The sequence below is a fragment of the Pseudomonas sp. FW300-N2F2 genome, from assembly GCF_017351655.1.
GTDB lineage: Bacteria > Pseudomonadota > Gammaproteobacteria > Pseudomonadales > Pseudomonadaceae > Aquipseudomonas > Aquipseudomonas fluorescens_AA.
The window spans coordinates 1,266,340-1,284,450 of record NZ_JACNDQ010000001.1 but is presented as its reverse complement, the minus strand read 5'-3'; the positions used below and the strand labels follow the sequence as shown (position 1 = coordinate 1,284,450).

15 protein-coding genes are annotated in these 18,111 nt (G+C 58.1%); all 15 read right to left on the bottom strand.

Annotated elements, in window-relative coordinates:
- Positions 1-25: 25 nt before the first annotated feature.
- Positions 26-1,093 carry a Wzz/FepE/Etk N-terminal domain-containing protein gene (locus J4E63_RS05860; RefSeq protein ID WP_207281349.1) on the bottom strand — a complete coding sequence of 356 codons (1,068 nt, stop codon included), beginning with the start codon at positions 1,091-1,093 and terminating at the stop codon, positions 26-28.
- A gap of 151 nt (positions 1,094-1,244) precedes the next feature.
- Entirely contained in the window at positions 1,245-2,123 is an 879-nt protein-coding gene (gene rfbA / locus J4E63_RS05855) for a glucose-1-phosphate thymidylyltransferase RfbA (protein WP_207281348.1), read from the bottom strand.
- A complete protein-coding gene (gene rfbD / locus J4E63_RS05850) occupies positions 2,120-3,016 on the bottom strand; it encodes a dTDP-4-dehydrorhamnose reductase (protein ID WP_207281347.1) in 897 nt (298 codons plus the stop codon). The genes rfbA and rfbD overlap by 4 nt, the downstream gene beginning before the upstream one ends.
- Entirely contained in the window at positions 3,013-4,089 is a 1,077-nt protein-coding gene (gene rfbB / locus J4E63_RS05845) for a dTDP-glucose 4,6-dehydratase (protein ID WP_207281346.1), read from the bottom strand. Before rfbB ends, rfbD begins: the two co-directional genes overlap by 4 nt.
- A gap of 197 nt (positions 4,090-4,286) precedes the next feature.
- Entirely contained in the window at positions 4,287-4,526 is a 240-nt protein-coding gene (locus J4E63_RS05840; RefSeq protein WP_207281345.1) for a lipopolysaccharide assembly protein LapA domain-containing protein, read from the bottom strand.
- Between the two features lie 24 nt (positions 4,527-4,550).
- Positions 4,551-4,844: an integration host factor subunit beta gene (gene ihfB / locus J4E63_RS05835; RefSeq protein WP_207281344.1), complete on the bottom strand. Its 294-nt coding sequence runs from the start codon at positions 4,842-4,844 to the stop codon at positions 4,551-4,553.
- 143 nt (positions 4,845-4,987) lie between these two features.
- A complete protein-coding gene (locus J4E63_RS05830) occupies positions 4,988-5,266 on the bottom strand; it encodes a hypothetical protein (protein ID WP_207281343.1) in 279 nt (92 codons plus the stop codon).
- A gap of 199 nt (positions 5,267-5,465) precedes the next feature.
- A complete protein-coding gene (gene rpsA, locus J4E63_RS05825) occupies positions 5,466-7,160 on the bottom strand; it encodes a 30S ribosomal protein S1 (protein WP_060738589.1) in 1,695 nt (564 codons plus the stop codon).
- A gap of 120 nt (positions 7,161-7,280) precedes the next feature.
- On the bottom strand, positions 7,281-7,970 hold the full coding sequence (cmk, locus tag J4E63_RS05820) for a (d)CMP kinase (protein WP_014337227.1): 690 nt from the start codon (positions 7,968-7,970) through the stop codon (positions 7,281-7,283).
- Positions 7,967-10,174, bottom strand: a complete 2,208-nt coding sequence (locus tag J4E63_RS05815) for a bifunctional prephenate dehydrogenase/3-phosphoshikimate 1-carboxyvinyltransferase (RefSeq protein ID WP_259333812.1) — start codon at positions 10,172-10,174, stop codon at positions 7,967-7,969. The genes cmk and J4E63_RS05815 overlap by 4 nt, the downstream gene beginning before the upstream one ends.
- Positions 10,175-10,202: 28 nt before the next feature.
- Positions 10,203-11,315 (bottom strand): histidinol-phosphate transaminase, encoded by a 1,113-nt coding sequence (hisC, locus tag J4E63_RS05810; protein WP_192259521.1) that lies wholly within the window; start codon positions 11,313-11,315, stop codon positions 10,203-10,205.
- 13 nt (positions 11,316-11,328) lie between these two features.
- Positions 11,329-12,423, bottom strand: a complete 1,095-nt coding sequence (gene pheA, locus J4E63_RS05805; RefSeq protein WP_003199233.1) for a prephenate dehydratase — start codon at positions 12,421-12,423, stop codon at positions 11,329-11,331.
- Positions 12,423-13,508, bottom strand: a complete 1,086-nt coding sequence (serC, locus tag J4E63_RS05800; protein WP_041024563.1) for a 3-phosphoserine/phosphohydroxythreonine transaminase — start codon at positions 13,506-13,508, stop codon at positions 12,423-12,425. The genes pheA and serC overlap by 1 nt, the downstream gene beginning before the upstream one ends.
- A gap of 323 nt (positions 13,509-13,831) precedes the next feature.
- On the bottom strand, positions 13,832-16,495 hold the full coding sequence (gyrA, locus tag J4E63_RS05795; RefSeq protein ID WP_207281341.1) for a DNA gyrase subunit A: 2,664 nt from the start codon (positions 16,493-16,495) through the stop codon (positions 13,832-13,834).
- A 445-nt stretch (positions 16,496-16,940) separates the two neighbouring features.
- Complete coding sequence (mtnA, locus tag J4E63_RS05790) at positions 16,941-18,017, bottom strand: S-methyl-5-thioribose-1-phosphate isomerase (RefSeq protein WP_207281340.1); 1,077 nt, start codon at positions 18,015-18,017, stop codon at positions 16,941-16,943.
- Between the last annotated feature and the right edge of the window lie 94 nt (positions 18,018-18,111).

Here is an 18,111-nt window from a genome sequence, read left to right as displayed (position 1 = left end):
CCAACTAGGCACATCGAAATAAGGTTCAAACTTGGTGACTTGGAGATTTTTTTGCCAGCTTTCCGCCTAAATGATGAAGCGATAGGGCTGCCAAGACACCAAGCATCAAACCGAGAACCAATGCCAGCAGCACAACAAGTGTTCTTTTCGGCTTGATAGCATCTTGCGGTACTTCAACTTCGCCATCATAGCGGTACATATCGATTTTGGAGGATGTAACTGCCAGCTTTTCAAAAAAGCTCTTTTTGGCTTGAAGCTCCCTCAGGCCGGTAAGGAATGCATCATTGGAAGACCTGCCTTCAATATTTTTTATTTCAGCCTTAAGTGCTTCAACCCCCCTCAAGAAGCTCATCTCCCCCGTCATATTCGTAGCGGCCGCATTCGGAGAACCATCAAATATCATTACAGGCCTCTGCACGCCAGCCGCCTCAGCGATGCTTAGGGCTGCCCTTAGTTTGACCAAGGTGTCCTCACGCATGGCGTCCCCCGTATCACGCTTGGCATTTATCTCCCAATCCATATTCTGGCCGCGAATTTTGGCTTCGTATGAAACGTTTTTCGTTAGTTCGTTTACCGCTTGTAACTCGGCATGTTTTATATATTTTTTGACCCAGTCCACTGACTTTTCAGCGTTAGCTGTCTGGGCGATCACGGAATAACGACCGATTTCGTCAGCCGTGACCGGGCTCACCTTCATTTTCTTCAGGAACTCAGCGTATAACGCGTCCTGAGACCGTTTCTTTTCCTCTTCACTCAGAGACGGTAGGTAGGTGCTCTCAAAAAACTCCTGGCGCAGTGATTCGGAAAGCAGGTTTCGCAGAAACAAGCGATAAACATGTTCAATCGTATAAGGCTCGAGGTCGAACTCCTTAGTACGCCCGACATTCAAGTCGGCAATATCACTCTGAGTGGGAGGCACCAGATAAGCACGGGCTTCATAGACACGCTCGCTAAAAAACGCATACATCATCCCCAGGACCACCGCAATGGCGGTTACGCCGATAATGACCCACAGCTGACTCCATAGCGCTCGCGCGATTTGGAAGGCATCGAATTCATTGGCATCTTGATTATTCGCAGCATCGCTTTGCATAGTCTTTAAGCCTTCTTTTAATCTACTTCAGTCAGCACGCTATTGGGACCGAAGCTTGAAGTTTTTGCTCAATTTTCCGGCAGACTGCTATTGAACAGTCCCCACATCGATTACACTACTTAAGATCTACCCTGGTGCGAATGTATATCGATTAATTCAAAAGCTTAGAGAGATAGTGACCATATCCGGTTTTTTTAAGGCGTTCAGCCTGCTCAGACAATTGCGCCCTGTTTATCCAACCATTGGTAAAAGCTATCTCCTCCAGGCAAGCCACTTTAAGACCTTGCCGCTGCTCAATTGTATGAACAAAATGGCTGGCCTCCAGAAGAGACTCATGAGTCCCTGTATCAAGCCATGCAAACCCGCGACCGAGTATTTCTACACTAAGCTTTTTCCGATCGAGATAGACCCGATTGACGTCAGTGATTTCCAACTCACCGCGCGCGGAAGGCTTTATATTCTTCGCTATGCCAACCACATCATTATCGTAAAAATACAGACCGGTTACAGCGTAATTTGACTTTGGAATAGCAGGTTTCTCTTCGATGCTGAGGGCACGGCCCGATTCATCAAACTCCACCACGCCAAAACGCTCAGGATCAGACACATGATAACCAAATACTGTTGCGCCTTCCTTTTGACTGGTGGCCGAGCGCAAATTATCCGAAAAGTGTTGACCGTAAAAAATATTGTCGCCCAAAATCAGACAACAAGGGTCCTTGCCGATGAATGTCTCACCGATAATGAACGCTTGGGCCAGGCCGTCGGGGCTTGGTTGTTCGGCATAGGTCAGTTTGATACCGTATCGACTACCGTCACCAAGCAGCTTCCGAAAACAAGGCAAATCTTCGGGAGTGGAGATAATCAAGATCTCTCGCATCCCAGCGAGCATCAACACCGATAGCGGATAAAAGATCATCGGCTTATCGTAGATCGGCAACATCTGTTTCGATACACCAAGCGTCAATGGGTGCAATCGAGTGCCCGATCCGCCAGCGAGAATGATCCCTTTACGATTTGCTGTTGTCATTTATTCATTATTTCCCTAAGCATTCGGGTGACGCCACTCTGCCAAACCGGCAAATACAGTGAAAATTGCTCGCGCAGTTTTTGGGTGTTCAAGCGTGAGTTCAGAGGGCGTTTTGCCGGGGTCGGATAGGTACTGGTTTCGATTGGATTTACCGCTCTTGTCGCCAACGGCTCGCCATGGTTACGAGCGAACTCAATGACATGATTAGCATAGCCATGCCAAGACACCTCGCCGCTTGCGGCCAAATGATAGATGCCGCTAAAGTTGGTACCTTCACCCAGCCGCCGAATGACCAGTGCGGTGACATCAGCAATTAGATCCGCCCCGGTCGGAGCGCCAATCTGGTCGGCAACGACATTCAACGTTTCGCGCTCTTTCGCCAGACGCAACATTGTCTTGGCAAAGTTATTACCGCGCGCGCCATATACCCAACTCGTACGGAATATCAGGTATTTGCAACCAGAAGCGATAATAGCCTGCTCTCCGGCCAGCTTACTTGCACCATAGTGATTGACCGGTGCCACGATATCGGTTTCCTGCCAAGGTTTGCTCCCTTGGCCATTGAAGACATAATCCGTGGAATAATGAATGAGCCAGGCATCCAGCAATGCAGCTTCCTGCGCCATTACCAGGCATGCGTCGCCGTTTATACGGTCAGCCAGTTCAGGTTCATCATGCTCAGCCTTGTCCACAGCCGTATAAGCGGCTGCGTTAACGATGATGTCTGGGCTGATCCTCCGAATAGTTCCGCGTAAAGCCTCGACATCAGCCAAGTCACCGCAAAGCCCATCCACTGCATGGCGATCCAGCGCAATCACATGCCCCAACGGCGCAAGTGAACGTTGAAGCTCCCAACCGACCTGACCGTTCTTCCCAAGCAGAAGGATCTTCATGATTCACTCGAATGATCGTTGTAGTGCTGGTCAATCCATTGCTGGTAGCTTCCGCTCCTTACATGCGCAACCCACTCGGTGTTGCTCAGGTACCACTCCACCGTCTTGCGGATGCCGCTTTCAAACGTTTCCTCAGGCACCCAGCCCAACTCCCGCTGAATTTTGCTCGCATCGATGGCATAACGCTGATCATGGCCCGGGCGATCCTGAACGTAGCTGATCAATTCTGCATGAGGACGGTAAGCCGAGTCTGGACGCAGCTCATCCAGCAAAGCACAAAGGGTACGCACGACCTCAATGTTCTGTTTCTCGTTATGACCGCCGATATTGTAGGTCTGGCCAACTACCCCCTCGGTCACGACCTTGTAGAGGGCACGAGCGTGGTCTTCGACATAAAGCCAGTCCCGCACCTGGTTACCTTTGCCATAAACGGGCAGAGGCTTCCCCTCAAGTGCATTGAGGATGATCAGGGGAATCAATTTCTCGGGGAAATGGTACGGGCCGTAATTATTCGAACAGTTGGTGATTAGCGTTGGTAGACCATAGGTACGGGCCCATGCGCGTACCAGATGATCGGAGCTGGCCTTGCTGGCGGAATATGGAGAGCTGGGTTGATAAGGCGTAGTTTCGGTGAACAGCTCTTCGGGGCCGTCAAGATCGCCGTACACTTCGTCTGTGGAAATATGATGGAAACGAAAAGCGGATTTGCGCACCTCATCCAAAGTAGCCCAATAATGGCGCGCTGCTTCCAACAGGACATAGGTGCCAATAATGTTTGTTTGGATAAATTCGGACGGTCCGGAAATGGAACGATCCACATGGGACTCAGCGGCCAGGTGCATGATTGCATCCGGCTGATGTTTATTTAAGACTTGTTCAATGGCTGCACAATCACAGATATCGACATGCTCGAATACATATCGTGAGCTATGGCTCACGCCTATCAGGGACTCAAGATTGCCGGCATACGTTAGCTTGTCGACATTTACGACAGAGTCAGCCGTGCCGGAGATAATATGCCGAATGACGGCTGAACCGATGAACCCTGCCCCACCGGTAACTAGAATTTTCACGCGAAACCGTACCTTGAGTTGACGACAGGGCTGCCAACCGAGCGCTGCCTAATCCATAAATACGAAGCCTAGGCTCGCCACCCGGGCTATGCCTTGTTGTGATCAAGCGGTGTATTTTACAGGTAAATAAATAATTTACTAATGGATATAGGCGGACAACTCCCGAGTCATCTGTAGGAACCGTCCTATTTTTCTTGTTAAATGAGCTGTTTCCGTGAAACTCTCCTTAGACGAGCGACTATCCATGCCAGTAATGGACCGATTAACATACCCACCAGCAATGTAAAGACGATGATCACAGATAGAGGTAACTGAGGCCCGCTCCAGCCCAGGAACAGCAAGGAAACCGGTTGCCGATTCTCCAGTACAAACGCCAGAACAATCAGGATCACCAGCAGCAGGAATACAGCAAGGACAACACGCTTTAAATTACGCATGGCCTGCCCCTTGGTTAATAGCCTTCAATCAGCGTCCTCCTCTTCATTCACCCGATCCCTGAGTTCCTTGCCCGGCTTGAAATGGGGGACAAATTTACCGTCGAGGCTGACGGACTGGCCGGTCTTAGGATTGCGACCCACCCGCGGAGCGCGGTAATGCAGGGAAAAGCTGCCGAAGCCGCGGATCTCGATACGATCTCCAGTCGCCAGGCATTGGGACATTTGTTCAAGCATTGTCTTGATGGCCAGCTCTACATCCTTGGATGAGAGCAGCCCTTGATGGGTGACAATTCGTTCGATCAACTCCGACTTCGTCATATTTTTCCCTTCTTTTTCAAGCAGCTAGATCAGCGCTTCAAAGGTTTTAGCATGCCCGGAGGATTTTGAACAGCCCAAGTATTGACATATCGCCTACAAGCTCAGCCTGCCCCTTTTTTGGGCAGATGACGTCATTTAAGGCGCTAACGACACATGACCAGCATCGTGCGGGTCAGGTAGCCTGCCGGATTGAAGCCAAAGGGGTATTGGTCGTCGTCCTTGGCGTCATCGGACCGGGTAATCACCTTGTAGCCTGCTCCCTTGCATTCCTTCGCTGCCCGCTTCTGGCACTTCTCCCAGCCCGAGCCCAACCCCGAGCAGTCGACCTCGATACCACTGACACCACGCACGGCATGAGTCTTTGCACTGGTAGAGCAACCTGTCAGGATCGCAACCAACAACACGAGAAAGAGCCTGTTCATTCAAATCCTTTATCACCCTAACATTTCAGGGCAACCCTTAGTCGTTATATAGATGATTGATCTGCATAACAAAAGAGACAGTTTTATTAAGGGTTAGGTTTCATGGCGCAACGCGAAAGCCAGCACCTCAAGAACCAAGGCAAATCGCAGCCACAAAAAAGGGCGACCGAAGTCGCCCTTTTTCATGGTCTGACAGAACTCAGTTCTGTTTTTCCATTTGTGCACGCAACAGGTCGCCCAGAGTGGTAGGACCAGCAGCAATGTCAGAGGTAGCTGGCTTGTCGCGCAGGCTCTGGATTGCTTCTTTCTCTTCAGCATCGTCTTTCGACTTGATGGAGAGCTGGATTACGCGGCTCTTGCGGTCAACGCTGATGATCTTGGCTTCTACTTCTTCGCCTTCTTTCAGAACGTTGCGCGCGTCTTCAACGCGGTCACGGCTGATTTCGGAGGCTTTCAGAGTCGCTTCGATATCGTCGGCCAAGGTGATGATGGCGCCTTTGGCGTCAACTTCTTTCACGATGCCCTTAACGATTGCGCCTTTGTCGTTCTCTTGAACGTACTCGGAGAACGGATCGCTTTCCAGTTGCTTGATACCCAGGGAGATACGCTCGCGCTCTGGGTCAACCGACAGGATAACGGTGTCCAGTTCGTCGCCCTTCTTGAAACGGCGTACGGCTTCTTCGCCCACTTCGTTCCAGGAGATGTCGGACAGGTGAACCAGGCCGTCGATGCCGCCGTCCAGACCAATGAAGATACCGAAATCGGTGATCGACTTGATGGTGCCGGAGATTTTATCGCCCTTGTTGAACTGGCCAGAGAAGTCTTCCCATGGGTTGGACTTGCACTGCTTGATGCCGAGGGAGATACGACGACGCTCTTCGTCGATGTCCAGAACCATGACTTCCACTTCGTCGCCGACTTGTACGACTTTCGAAGGGTGGATGTTCTTGTTGGTCCAGTCCATTTCGGAAACGTGTACCAGGCCTTCAACGCCTTCTTCCAGCTCAGCGAAGCAGCCGTAGTCGGTGAGGTTGGTAACACGAGCGGTGACGCGGGTGCCTTCTGGGTAACGGGCTTTGATAGCAACCCATGGGTCTTCACCCAGTTGCTTGAGGCCCAGGGAAACACGATTGCGCTCGCGATCGTACTTCAGAACCTTGACATCGATCTCGTCGCCAACGTTGACGATTTCCGAAGGATGCTTGATACGCTTCCAGGCCATGTCGGTGATGTGCAGCAGGCCATCGACGCCACCCAGATCGACGAATGCGCCGTAATCGGTGAGGTTCTTGACGATACCCTTGACCTGTTGGCCTTCCTGCAGCGATTCCAGCAGAGCTTCACGCTCGGCGGAGTTCTCGGCTTCCAGGACACTGCGACGGGAAACGACAACGTTGTTGCGCTTCTGGTCCAGCTTGATGACCTTGAATTCCAGCTCTTTGCCTTCCAGGTGCGTGGTGTCGCGCACTGGACGGACGTCAACCAGGGAACCTGGCAGGAACGCACGGATGCCGTTAACGTCGACAGTGAAGCCGCCTTTAACCTTACCGTTGATAACGCCCTTGACCACTTCCTCAGCTGCGAAAGCCGCTTCCAGAACGATCCAGCATTCAGCGCGCTTGGCTTTTTCACGGGACAGCTTGGTTTCACCAAAGCCATCTTCAACCGAGTCCAGCGCAACGTGAACTTCGTCACCGACGTTGATGTTCAGTTCGCCAGCGTCGTTGTAGAACTGCTCAAGCGGGATGAGTGCTTCAGACTTCAGACCAGCGTGAACGGTTACCCAGCGAGCCTGGTAATCGATATCAACGATAACACCGGTGATGATGGAGCCTGCCTGAAGGTTCAGGGTTTTCAGGCTTTCTTCAAAGAGTTCCGCAAAGCTTTCGCTCATTTTAATTCCTGTTGATTAGGGCGAAGAATACGCCCGCCTCCACACCCCAGACGGTGTGGGTTAGTTTCATATAAAAGAAGCATCGCAGGACTATGACTGGTCCCCTGCGAAGCTTCCTGGTCACCCGGCGATATCGCGAATGGCGATCTCGCTCATGATGCGTTGCAGCACCTGATCGATGGACAACTCCGTTGAATCCAGCTGTATCGCGTCGGCCGCCGGCTTGAGCGGGGCTACTGCGCGCTGGGTGTCACGCTCGTCGCGTGCACGGATCTCATCTAGCAGACTCGACAGACTAACATCCTCGCCTTTGCCCTTCAACTGCAAATATCGGCGGCGCGCCCTCTCCTCGGCGCTGGCGGTGAGGAAAATCTTCAAAGGCGCGTCAGGAAAGACCACCGTGCCCATGTCGCGACCATCCGCCACCAGCCCCGGCGGTTCCTGGAAAGCGCGCTGACGTTGCAGCAACGCTTCGCGCACCGCTGGCAGCGCGGCGACCTGGGAGGCCCCGGCGCCCACGCTTTCGGTACGGATGACATCACTGACTTCGTCACCTTCCAGGATAATGCGCTGGAGCTGGCCGTCGGTCGCCGCAATGAATTGCACGTCCAGGTGAGCCGCCAGCGCCTTGAGCAATTCTTCATTGGTCAGGTCGACGCCATGGTTGGCGGCAGCGAATGCCAGCAGCCGGTACAAGGCTCCCGAATCGAGCAGGTTCCAGCCCAACTGCCTGGCCAGGATCCCGGCGACGGTGCCCTTGCCCGAACCGCTCGGGCCATCGATGGTGATGACCGGTGCCTTGATGTTCACGACTGCGCCTCTTGTGCTACTCGAATACCAACCTGTGCGCACAGCGCCAGGAAGTTCGGGAACGACGTGGCGACGTTGGCGCAATCATGGATGCGAATCGGCGCGTTGGCGCGCAAAGACGCAACACTGAAGGCCATGGCGATGCGGTGATCACCGTGACCATGGACTTCGCCGCCGCCGATCTGGCCGCCGTCGATGATGATGCCGTCCGGCGTCGGCTGGCACTTGACGCCCAGGGCGAGCAAGCCGTCAGCCATCACCTGGATGCGGTCCGACTCCTTGACCCGCAGCTCTTCGGCACCAGTCAGCACGGTACGCCCTTCTGCACAGGCGGCCGCCACGAACAGCACCGGGAACTCGTCGATGGCCAGCGGAACCAGCGCCTCCGGAATCTCGATACCCTTGAGTTTAGCTGCTCGTACGCGCAGGTCCGCTACGGGTTCGCCGCCGACTTCACGCTGGTTTTCCAGAGTAATGTCAGCGCCCATCAGGCGCAGGATGTCGATCACGCCGGTGCGGGTCGGGTTGATGCCCACGTGCTCGAGCACCAGGTCGGAGCCTTCGGCGATCGAGGCGGCCACCAGGAAGAATGCCGAGGACGATATATCGCCCGGCACTTCGATGTGGGTCGCGGTCAGCTTATTACCAGACTCGACGGACGCCGTGGCGCCGTCCACCGTGACCGGGTAGCCGAAGCCGCGCAGCATGCGCTCGGTATGGTCGCGGGTCGGGGCCGGCTCGGTGACGGTGGTCTTGCCCTCGGCGTAGAGACCGGCCAGCAGCAGGCAGGATTTCACCTGGGCGCTGGCCATCGGCATGGTGTAGGTCAGGCCCTTGAGCTTGTTGCCACCGCGGATGGTCATCGGCGGACGACCGTCGGCGGCAGTCTCGATGACCGCGCCCATTTCCCGCAACGGGTTGGCGACACGATTCATCGGGCGCTTGGACAGCGAGGCGTCGCCGGTCAGGGTGCTGTCGAAGTCCTGCGCAGCCAACAAGCCGGACAACAGACGCATCGAAGTCCCGGAGTTACCCAGGTAGATCGGCCCCGGGGCAGGCTTGAGGCCGTGCAGGCCGACACCATGGATGGTCACGCGACCGTGGTGCGGACCTTCGATGACCACCCCCATGTCGCGAAACGCTTGCAGCGTCGCCAGGGCGTCTTCGCCCTCGAGGAAACCTTCCACCTCGGTCACGCCTTCGGCCAGGGAGCCGAGCATGATCGAACGGTGGGAAATCGATTTATCGCCCGGTACACGAATACGCCCACTCAGGGAGCCACCAGGTTGTGCCAGGAAAATCAGATCGTTGGAGTTCATAGCGTCCACATAGGCCCGACGGGCCAGGATTTTACTGAAATGCTCGCGGGCCACCCTGGCGCGCGTGAAAACGCCCAGCAATTGGTGCCCGTCCCCTGCATCGACCGCGTCGCGCAAGGCGTCGAGGTCGCTGCGAAATGTATCGAGTGTGCGCAAGACAGCTTCGCGGTTGGCGAGGAAGATGTCGTGCCACATGACCGGGTCGCTTCCAGCGATTCTCGTGAAATCGCGGAAACCGCCGGCAGCGTAACGGAAGATCTCAAGATTTTCATTGCGTTTGGCCAATGAATCCACCAGGCCGAACGCCAACAGGTGCGGCAAATGGCTGGTGGCCGCCAACACTTCATCGTGACGCTCGACCTGCATGTGCTCGACATCGGCGCCCAGTTCGCGCCACAAACGATCCACCACCGCCAGCGCGGCTGGATCCGTCTGGTCCAGCGGCGTGAGGATCACTTTGTGACGACGAAACAGTTCGGCGTTGGAAGCTTCCACCCCGCTCTGCTCGGAACCGGCAATCGGATGACCGGGCACGAAGCGCGCCGGCATCCCGCCAAAGGCTTCGGTGGCGGCGCGCACGACGTTGCCCTTGGCGCTGCCGACATCGGTCAGGATCGCCTGCCCCAAATTCATGCTCGCCAAGCGCGTCAGCAGTTTTTCCATGGCCAGGATCGGCACCGCCAGTTGGATCACGTCCGCGCCCTGGCAAGCGATCGCCAGGTCATCCTCGCAGCGATCGACCACACCCAGCTCCACGGCCAGCTTGCGCGACTGCGGATCCAGGTCGACACCGACCACCTCGCCGCACAGGCCGCTTTCACGCAAGCCCTTGGCGAACGAACCGCCGATCAACCCCAGGCCGACCACCACCAGGCGACCGATCATAGGGGCAGCAGATTGCAGCGAGGTGACATCAACCACGAACCAGGACCTTGCTCAACGCCTCGAGGAAACGGCTGTTTTCCGCCGGCAGGCCGATGGTGATGCGCAGATGGTTCGGCATGCCGTAATTGGCCACCGGACGCACGATCACACCTTCGCGCAACAGCCCCTGGTACACCGGGGCGGCGACACGCCCCAGGTCGACGCAGATGAAATTGCCTTTGGATGGAATCCAGCCCAGGCCCAGCTCACGCAGCCCCGCCTCCAACTGCTGCATGCCGGCCGCGTTGAGGCGACGGCTTTCAGCCAGGTAGGCTTCATCCTGCAAGGCCGCACAGGCGGCGGCCAGGGCGAAGCTGTTGACGTTGAACGGCTGACGCACGCGATTCAGCACATCGGCCACCACGGCAGTGGACAGGCCATAGCCGACCCGCAGCGAGGCCAGGCCATAGGCCTTGGAGAAGGTGCGCGAAACCAGCAGGTTCGGGTAGGCAGCGAGGAAATCCAGGCCATCGGGCAAATCGCTGCCTTCGGCGTATTCGATGTAAGCCTCGTCCAACACCACCAGCACGTGCGCGGGCACGTCCTGCAGGAAGTCATCCAGGGCCTGGGCGTCGAACCAGGTGCCGGTCGGGTTGTTCGGGTTGGCAATGAAAACCACGCGGGTGTTGGCGTCGATGGCGGCCAGCATGGCTGGCAGGTCGTGCCCCCAGTCCTTGGCGGGAACCACATGGGCATCCGCGCCGACGGCCTGGGTCGCGATCGGGTAGACCGCGAACGCGTGCTCGCTGAACACCGCGTTGAGACCTGGCGCCAGGTACGCACGAGCGACCAGCTCAAGGATGTCGTTGGAACCATTGCCCAGGGTCACTTGGTTCAGCTCGACACCACAGCGCTCGGCCAGCAGGCTCTTGAGTGCAAAGCCATTGCCATCGGGGTAACGGGTCAGCTCGGCCAGTTCGTCGCGGATCGCCGCCAGTGCCTTGGGGCTCGCGCCCAACGGGTTTTCGTTGCTCGCCAACTTGACGATGCTGGCCGGATCCAGGTCCAGCTCACGGGCCAGTTCGTCCACGGGCTTGCCCGGAACGTAAGGCGAGAGTTGTTGCACGCCTGGCTGAGCCAGAGCGAGGAAGTTGCCACTCATTTGCTATCCGCCCTTAAAGAACTGCCTTGGGGTAGGAACCCAGCACCTTGAGTGCCACTGCTTCCTGACTGATTTTCTCCAGCACACCTTTTACCAGCGGATCGCGGTGGTGGCCGACGAAATCGATGAAGAACACGTAGGTCCATTTACCGCTGCGCGACGGACGGGTCTCGATCCGCGTCAGGTCGATACCGTTGTCATGGAACGGCACCAGCAGTTCATGGAGTGCGCCGGGCTTGTTGCTCATGGAAACGATGATCGAGGTCTTGTCGTCGCCGGTCGGCGGGACTTCCTGGCTGCCGATCATCAGGAATCGCGTGGAGTTGTCCGGGCGATCCTCGATTTTTTCCGCCAGGCGCGTCAGCCCATAGAGGCCCGCCGCCATATCGCCAGCAATCGCCGCCGAGTTCCACTCGCCCTTGACCCGCTTGGCCGCCTCGGCGTTGCTCGATACCGCCACGCGCTCGACGTTCGGGTAATGGGCGTCCAGCCACTTGCGGCACTGGGCCAACGACTGGGCGTGGGAATAGATCCGGCTGATGCTGTCGGTCTTGGTGTTCTCGCCCACCAGCAGGTGGTGGTGGATGCGCAACTCGACTTCGCCGCAGATCACCATGTCGTGCTCGAGGAAGCTGTCCAGCGTGTGATTGACTGCGCCTTCGGTGGAGTTCTCCACCGGCACCACGCCAAAATTCACCGCGCCGGCGGCCACTTCACGGAACACTTCGTCAATGGCCGCCATCGGCTTGCTGATCACGGCGTGACCGAAGTGCTTCATGGCCGCCGCCTGGGTGAAGGTGCCTTCCGGCCCCAGGTAGGCGACTTTCAGCGGCTGCTCGAGGGCCAGGCACGAAGACATGATTTCGCGGAACAGACGCGCCATCTCTTCGTTGCCCAGCGGCCCCTTGTTGCGCTCCATCACACGCTTGAGCACCTGCGCTTCACGCTCGGGGCGATAGAACACCGGCACTTCGCCTTCGGCCAGGGAGGCCATCTTCACCCGGGCGACTTCCTGGGCGCAGCGCGCACGCTCGCTGATCAGCTCCAGGACTTTTTCATCCAGGGCATCGATACGCAGGCGCAGCGCCTTGAGTTCTTGCTCAGACATCAGCCATGTTCCTTCTCGAACTCTGCCATGTAGGCGATCAACGCATTGACGGCGTTGATGTCGACGGCGTTGTAGATGGAGGCGCGCATGCCACCGACCGAACGGTGGCCCTTGAGGTTCAGCAAACCACGCTCGTCGGCACCGGCCAGGAACGGCTTGTCGAGACGGTCGTCGGCCAGGCGGAACGGCACGTTCATCCACGAGCGATCGGTCTTGTTGATCGGGTTGCTGTAGAGGCCGCTGGCGTCGATGAAGTCATACAGCGTGCGCTGCTTCACTTCGTTGAGCTTGCCGATGGCTTCGACACCGCCCTGCTCTTTCAGCCATTCGAACACCAGGCCCGACAGGTACCAGGCCAGGGTCGGCGGGGTGTTGTACATCGAGCCGTTGTCGGCCGCGACCTTGTAGTTGAGCATGGTCGGGCACAGGGAGCGGGCACGCCCCAGCAGGTCTTCACGGATGATGCTGACCAGGATACCGCTTGGGCCGATGTTCTTCTGGGCACCTGCGTAGATCATGCCGAAACGGGAGATATCCACAGGGCGCGAGAGAATGTCCGAGGACATGTCGGCCACCAATGGCACGTCGCCCGTTTCCGGGATCCAGTTGAATTCCAGGCCACCGATGGTTTCGTTCGGTGCGTAATGAACGTAGGCCGCGTCCTTGGACAGGTTCCACTCGTTCTGGCCGGGAATCGCGAAATAGTCGTAGGGCTTGGCGGTGGCAGCCACGTTGACGTGCCCGTAGCGCGAAGCTTCTTCGATGGCTTTCTGCGACCAGATGCCGGTGTCGATGTAGTCGGCCTTGCCGTTTTCCGGCAGCAGGTTCAACGGAATCTGGGCGAACTGCTGGCTCGCGCCGCCTTGCAGGAACAGCACCTTGTAGTTGGACGGGATGTTCAGCAGATCACGCAGGTCCTGCTCGGCCTTGGTGGCAATGGACACGAACTCATCGCTGCGATGGCTCATTTCCATGACCGACAGGCCCTTGCCGTGCCAGTCGAGAAGTTCACCCTGGGCACGCTTCAGGACCGCTTCAGGAAGCGCCGCCGGGCCGGCACAGAAGTTATAGGCTCTCTTGCTCACATCCAATCTCGCTCTGATCTGGTGGTCACATAAATCTTGAGTCTGCACTGCGGGAGCGAGCTTGCTCGCGATAGCGATGTAACAGTCAACAGTGATGCTGAATGTCAGGCCGTCATCGCGAGCAAGCTCGCTCCCACAGAGGGTATCGTTCACTTCAGGTAGGGATGAATCCGTGGCGAGGGAGCGTGCTCCCTCGCCACAGTGAATCAAACGAACCTTAAGTGAGCAGCATTACCCCCACTGGGGGATGCGCAGTGTCGCAAATTTTCAAACGGAACAAACAACAAGGGGGCGAATCTTCATCCGCCCCCTTGCGTGTCCGCTTAGTCCTGCGGTTCTTCTTCGTCTGCGGCAGCGTCGAGCGGTTGGTCGCCGACAGCGTCGTCGACATCGGCACCGAGGGTGCCGTCGAACGCCACGCCTTCCTCGCCGTCCAACTCCTCGCCTTCAACCTCCGACGGCTCCTGGACCCGCTCAAGCCCGACCAGCGTTTCGTCGCTGGCCAGCTTGATCAGCGTCACGCCCTGGGTGTTACGACCCAGGCTCGACACTTCGGCGACTCGCGTGCGCACCAGGGTGCCCTGGTCGGAGATCAACATGATCTCCTCGCCATCGAGCACCTGGACCGCACCGACCAGACGACCGTTACGGTCGTTGCTGACCATGGCGATCACGCCCTGGCCACCACGCTTGTACTCAGGGAACTCGCTGATGGCCGTGCGCTTGCCATAACCACGGGCCGAAGCGGTGAGGATCTGGCTGCCTTCTTCGGGGATCAGCATGGAAATCAGCTTCTGGCCTTCCGGCAGGCGCATGCCGCGCACACCGCGGGCGGTACGGCCCATGGCGCGAACGTCGGACTCCTTGAAGCGAGTGACCTTGCCGCCGTCGGAGAACAGCATGACCTCACGCTCGCCGTCGGTGATGGCAGCGGAGATCAGCACATCACCTTCGTCCAGCTCCAGGGCGATCAGACCGACGCTGCGCTGACGGCTGAAGGATTCCAGCGGGGTCTTCTTCACGGTTCCGTTGGCGGTGGCCATGAAGATGTAGTGACCCTCGGTGTACTCTTCCACCGGCAACATGGTGGTGATGTATTCACCATCGTCCAGCGGCAACAGGTTGACCAGCGGACGGCCACGAGCGGCACGGGACGCTTCCGGGATTTCGTAGGTCTTGAGCCAGTACACCTTGCCCTTGCTGGAGAACAGCAGCAGCGTTGTGTGGCTGTTGGCGACCAGCAGGTGAGCGATGTAGTCCTCGTCCTTGACGCCCGTCGCGGACTTGCCTTTGCCGCCGCGACGCTGGGCCTGGTAGGCGGCCAGCGGCTGGGTCTTGGCGTAGCCGCCGTGGGAAATGGTCACCACGCGCTCTTCTTCCGGGATCATGTCACCCAGGGTCAGGTCCAGGCGCGCATCGAGGATCTCGGTGCGGCGCACGTCGCCGTATTCGGCGCGGATCACTTCCAGTTCTTCGCGGATCACTTCCATCAGGCGCGTAGCGCTGTTGAGGATGCGGATCAGCTCGCCGATCTGGTTGAGGATTTCCTGGTACTCGGCCAGCAGCTTCTCGTGCTCGAGGCCGGTCAGGCGGTGCAGGCGCAGTTCCAGGATGGCTTGCGCCTGTTCCGGGGACAGGAAGTACTTGCCTTCGCGCAGGCCGTATTGCGGGTCGAGGTTCTCGGGGCGGCACGAATCGGCGCCAGCGCGCTCGACCATCGCCACCACCGCGGTGGACTCCCAAGGGGTGCTGATCAGCGCTTCCTTGGCTTCCGACGGGGTTGGCGAGGCCTTGATCAGGGCGATCACCGGGTCGATGTTCGACAGGGCAACGGCCTGGCCTTCGAGAATGTGACCACGCTCGCGAGCCTTGCGCAGTTCGAACACCGTGCGGCGGGTGACCACTTCGCGACGGTGGCGCACGAAGGCTTCCAACAGGTCCTTGAGGTTCAGGATCCGCGGACGGCCGTCGATCAGCGCAACGATGTTGATGCCGAACACGCTTTGCAGCTGGGTCTGGGCGTAGAGGTTGTTGAGGATCACCTCAGGCACTTCGCCACGGCGCAACTCGATCACGACACGCATGCCGTCCTTGTCGGACTCGTCACGCAGTTCGGTGATGCCTTCGAGTTTCTTCTCTTTCACCAGCTCGGCGATCTTCTCGATCAGGCGAGCCTTGTTCAGCTGGTACGGCAGTTCGGTGATGACGATCTGCTGGCGGCCGCCGACCTTGTCGATGTCTTCGACCGTCGAGCGGGCGCGCATGTAAATGCGACCACGGCCGGTGCGGTAGGCTTCGATGATGCCGGCGCGACCGTTGATGATCGCAGCGGTCGGGAAGTCCGGACCGGGGATGTATTGCATCAGCTCATCGACGGTCAGCTCGGGATTGTCGATGAGGGCCAGGCAACCGTCGATGACTTCACCGAGGTTGTGCGGCGGGATGTTGGTCGCCATGCCCACGGCGATACCGCTGGAACCGTTGACGAGCAGGTTCGGGATACGGGTCGGCATGACCGCCGGGATCATTTCGGTGCCGTCGTAGTTCGGCACCCAGTCCACGGTTTCCTTGTGCAGGTCGGCCAGCAGCTCGTGGGCCAGCTTGGTCATGCGCACTTCGGTGTATCGCATGGCCGCGGCGTTGTCGCCGTCCACCGAACCGAAGTTGCCCTGGCCGTCTACCAGCAGGTAGCGCAAGGAGAAGGGTTGCGCCATACGAACGATGGTGTCGTACACGGCAGTGTCGCCGTGGGGGTGATACTTACCGATCACATCGCCGACGACACGGGCGGATTTCTTGTACGGCTTGTTGAAGTCGTTGCCCAGCTCGCTCATCGCGAACAGCACGCGCCGGTGCACGGGCTTCAAGCCATCGCGCGCATCCGGCAGCGCCCGCCCGACGATTACGCTCATTGCGTAGTCGAGGTAGGACTGTTTCAGCTCGTCTTCGATATTGACCGGGAGGATTTCTTTGGCCAGTTCGCCCATGAGAAGCCTGATTCCTTTTTCTGGTGAAACCTCGTCACATCCAGATGGGACGAACGAAGCTCGCCGCTGCAGAACAAATGCCGTGCAGCGACTTACGACAAATCAACGAGTTATGCCATGGATCTGCGCAGTAAAGGCCACCTCGCGAGGCAGCCCTGGAAACCGCCGGATGTTATCACAAGAGCCGCCACGCACCTATCCCCCAGATGCGCATGGTGCGTAGTTAGTTGACCGGTGACAGGCTGATATGGGACCAGAGGGGCTTAGAAGCACTGCCGATAGAGATTCAGGGGCCAAATGCAAGGGATTTGTTGCCTTCAAGGGCCTCATCGCGAGCAAGCTCGCCCCCACAGGGATCTGTGCACGCTCGAGATTTCCGCCACGACCCGCTCCAATGTGGGAGCGAGCTTGCTCGCGATGGCGACAGGTCAGACAGCACAAACCATCAGTGCAACCGCTTGCGGCACATCAACTGCGCCAGCTTCGCGGTGTCCGGGCGCTCGACGATGCCCTTTTCCGTGACGATGACATCGATCAGGTCCGCCGGGGTGATATCGAAGACCGGGTTGAAGGCACCCACCTCCGCGTCGAGCTCCCTGCCGCCGATTTCCAGCAGTTCGCGCCCGTCGCACTCCTCCGCCGGGATGTCTTCACCGCTGGCCAGGCTCATGTCGATGATCGAGCTCGGCGCCACCACCATGAAACGCACGCCATGGTGCATGGCACAGACCGCCATCTGATAAGTGCCGATCTTGTTCGCCACGTCACCATTGGCGGCGATGCAATCGGCACCGACGATCACCCAGGTCACACCCTTGGTCTTCATGATATGGGCAGCGGCGGAATCGGCGTTGAGGGTCACCGGAATGCCTTCGCGGGCCAGTTCCCACGCCGTCAGGCGCGAGCCTTGCAGCCACGGCCGGGTTTCGTCGGCATAGACGCGCTCCACCATGCCTTCGATATACGCACCCCGGATAACCCCCAAGGCCGTACCAAAACCGCCGGTGGCCAGGGCGCCGGTGTTGCAATGGGTGAGAATCGCCTGGGCATTGCCCTGGTGCTTGCGGATCAGGTCGACCCCCAACTGGGCCATGGTCAGGTTGGCTTCGCGATCGCTCACGTGGATCGCGATGGCTTCAGCCTCGAGCACCGCCAGCGGCTCGGCATGCTCTTTCAAGCGCCCCAGCCGGTCGCGCATTCGATCCAGCGCCCAGAACAGGTTCGCCGCCGTCGGCCGGGCCTCGGCCAGCAAGGCAAAATCGGCCTCCAGGGCCGCTTGCCAATCGCCGCCTTCGGCCATCCTGGCCCGCGCCGCCAGCACCACGCCATACGCCGCACTGATGCCGATGACCGGCGCGCCGCGCACGGCCATCGAGCCAATGGCCTCGGCCACATCGGCGACACGGGTGCAGGCGATCCAGCTTTCCTCGAACGGCAAGATACGCTGGTCCAGCAGGTACAGGACGCCATCACGCCAATCGATGGCCTTCACCTTCTCCGCAGCCAATAGTCGATCGCGCATCCTTCACCCCGTACTCATGAACAAAAGCCGCCGATTATAGCGATCCCTCCGCGAAGACGCTCGGGTATACTTCGCCATCCTTTATACCCCATGG

What these genes read in the sequence shown, in the direction of transcription:
- J4E63_RS05860 (WP_207281349.1), bottom strand. Translation starts at nt 1,093, where the DNA reads ATGCAAAGCGATGCTGCGAATAATCAAGATGCCAATGAATTCGATGCC.
- rfbA (WP_207281348.1), bottom strand. Translation starts at nt 2,123, where the DNA reads ATGACAACAGCAAATCGTAAAGGGATCATTCTCGCTGGCGGATCGGGC.
- rfbD (WP_207281347.1), bottom strand. Translation starts at nt 3,016, where the DNA reads ATGAAGATCCTTCTGCTTGGGAAGAACGGTCAGGTCGGTTGGGAGCTT.
- J4E63_RS05840 (WP_207281345.1), bottom strand. Translation starts at nt 4,526, where the DNA reads ATGCGTAATTTAAAGCGTGTTGTCCTTGCTGTATTCCTGCTGCTGGTG.
- ihfB (WP_207281344.1), bottom strand. Translation starts at nt 4,844, where the DNA reads ATGACGAAGTCGGAGTTGATCGAACGAATTGTCACCCATCAAGGGCTG.
- J4E63_RS05830 (WP_207281343.1), bottom strand. Translation starts at nt 5,266, where the DNA reads ATGAACAGGCTCTTTCTCGTGTTGTTGGTTGCGATCCTGACAGGTTGC.
- rpsA (WP_060738589.1), bottom strand. Translation starts at nt 7,160, where the DNA reads ATGAGCGAAAGCTTTGCGGAACTCTTTGAAGAAAGCCTGAAAACCCTG.
- J4E63_RS05815 (WP_259333812.1), bottom strand. Translation starts at nt 10,174, where the DNA reads ATGATCGGTCGCCTGGTGGTGGTCGGCCTGGGGTTGATCGGCGGTTCG.
- hisC (WP_192259521.1), bottom strand. Translation starts at nt 11,315, where the DNA reads ATGAGTGGCAACTTCCTCGCTCTGGCTCAGCCAGGCGTGCAACAACTC.
- pheA (WP_003199233.1), bottom strand. Translation starts at nt 12,423, where the DNA reads ATGTCTGAGCAAGAACTCAAGGCGCTGCGCCTGCGTATCGATGCCCTG.
- gyrA (WP_207281341.1), bottom strand. Translation starts at nt 16,495, where the DNA reads ATGGGCGAACTGGCCAAAGAAATCCTCCCGGTCAATATCGAAGACGAG.
- mtnA (WP_207281340.1), bottom strand. Translation starts at nt 18,017, where the DNA reads ATGCGCGATCGACTATTGGCTGCGGAGAAGGTGAAGGCCATCGATTGG.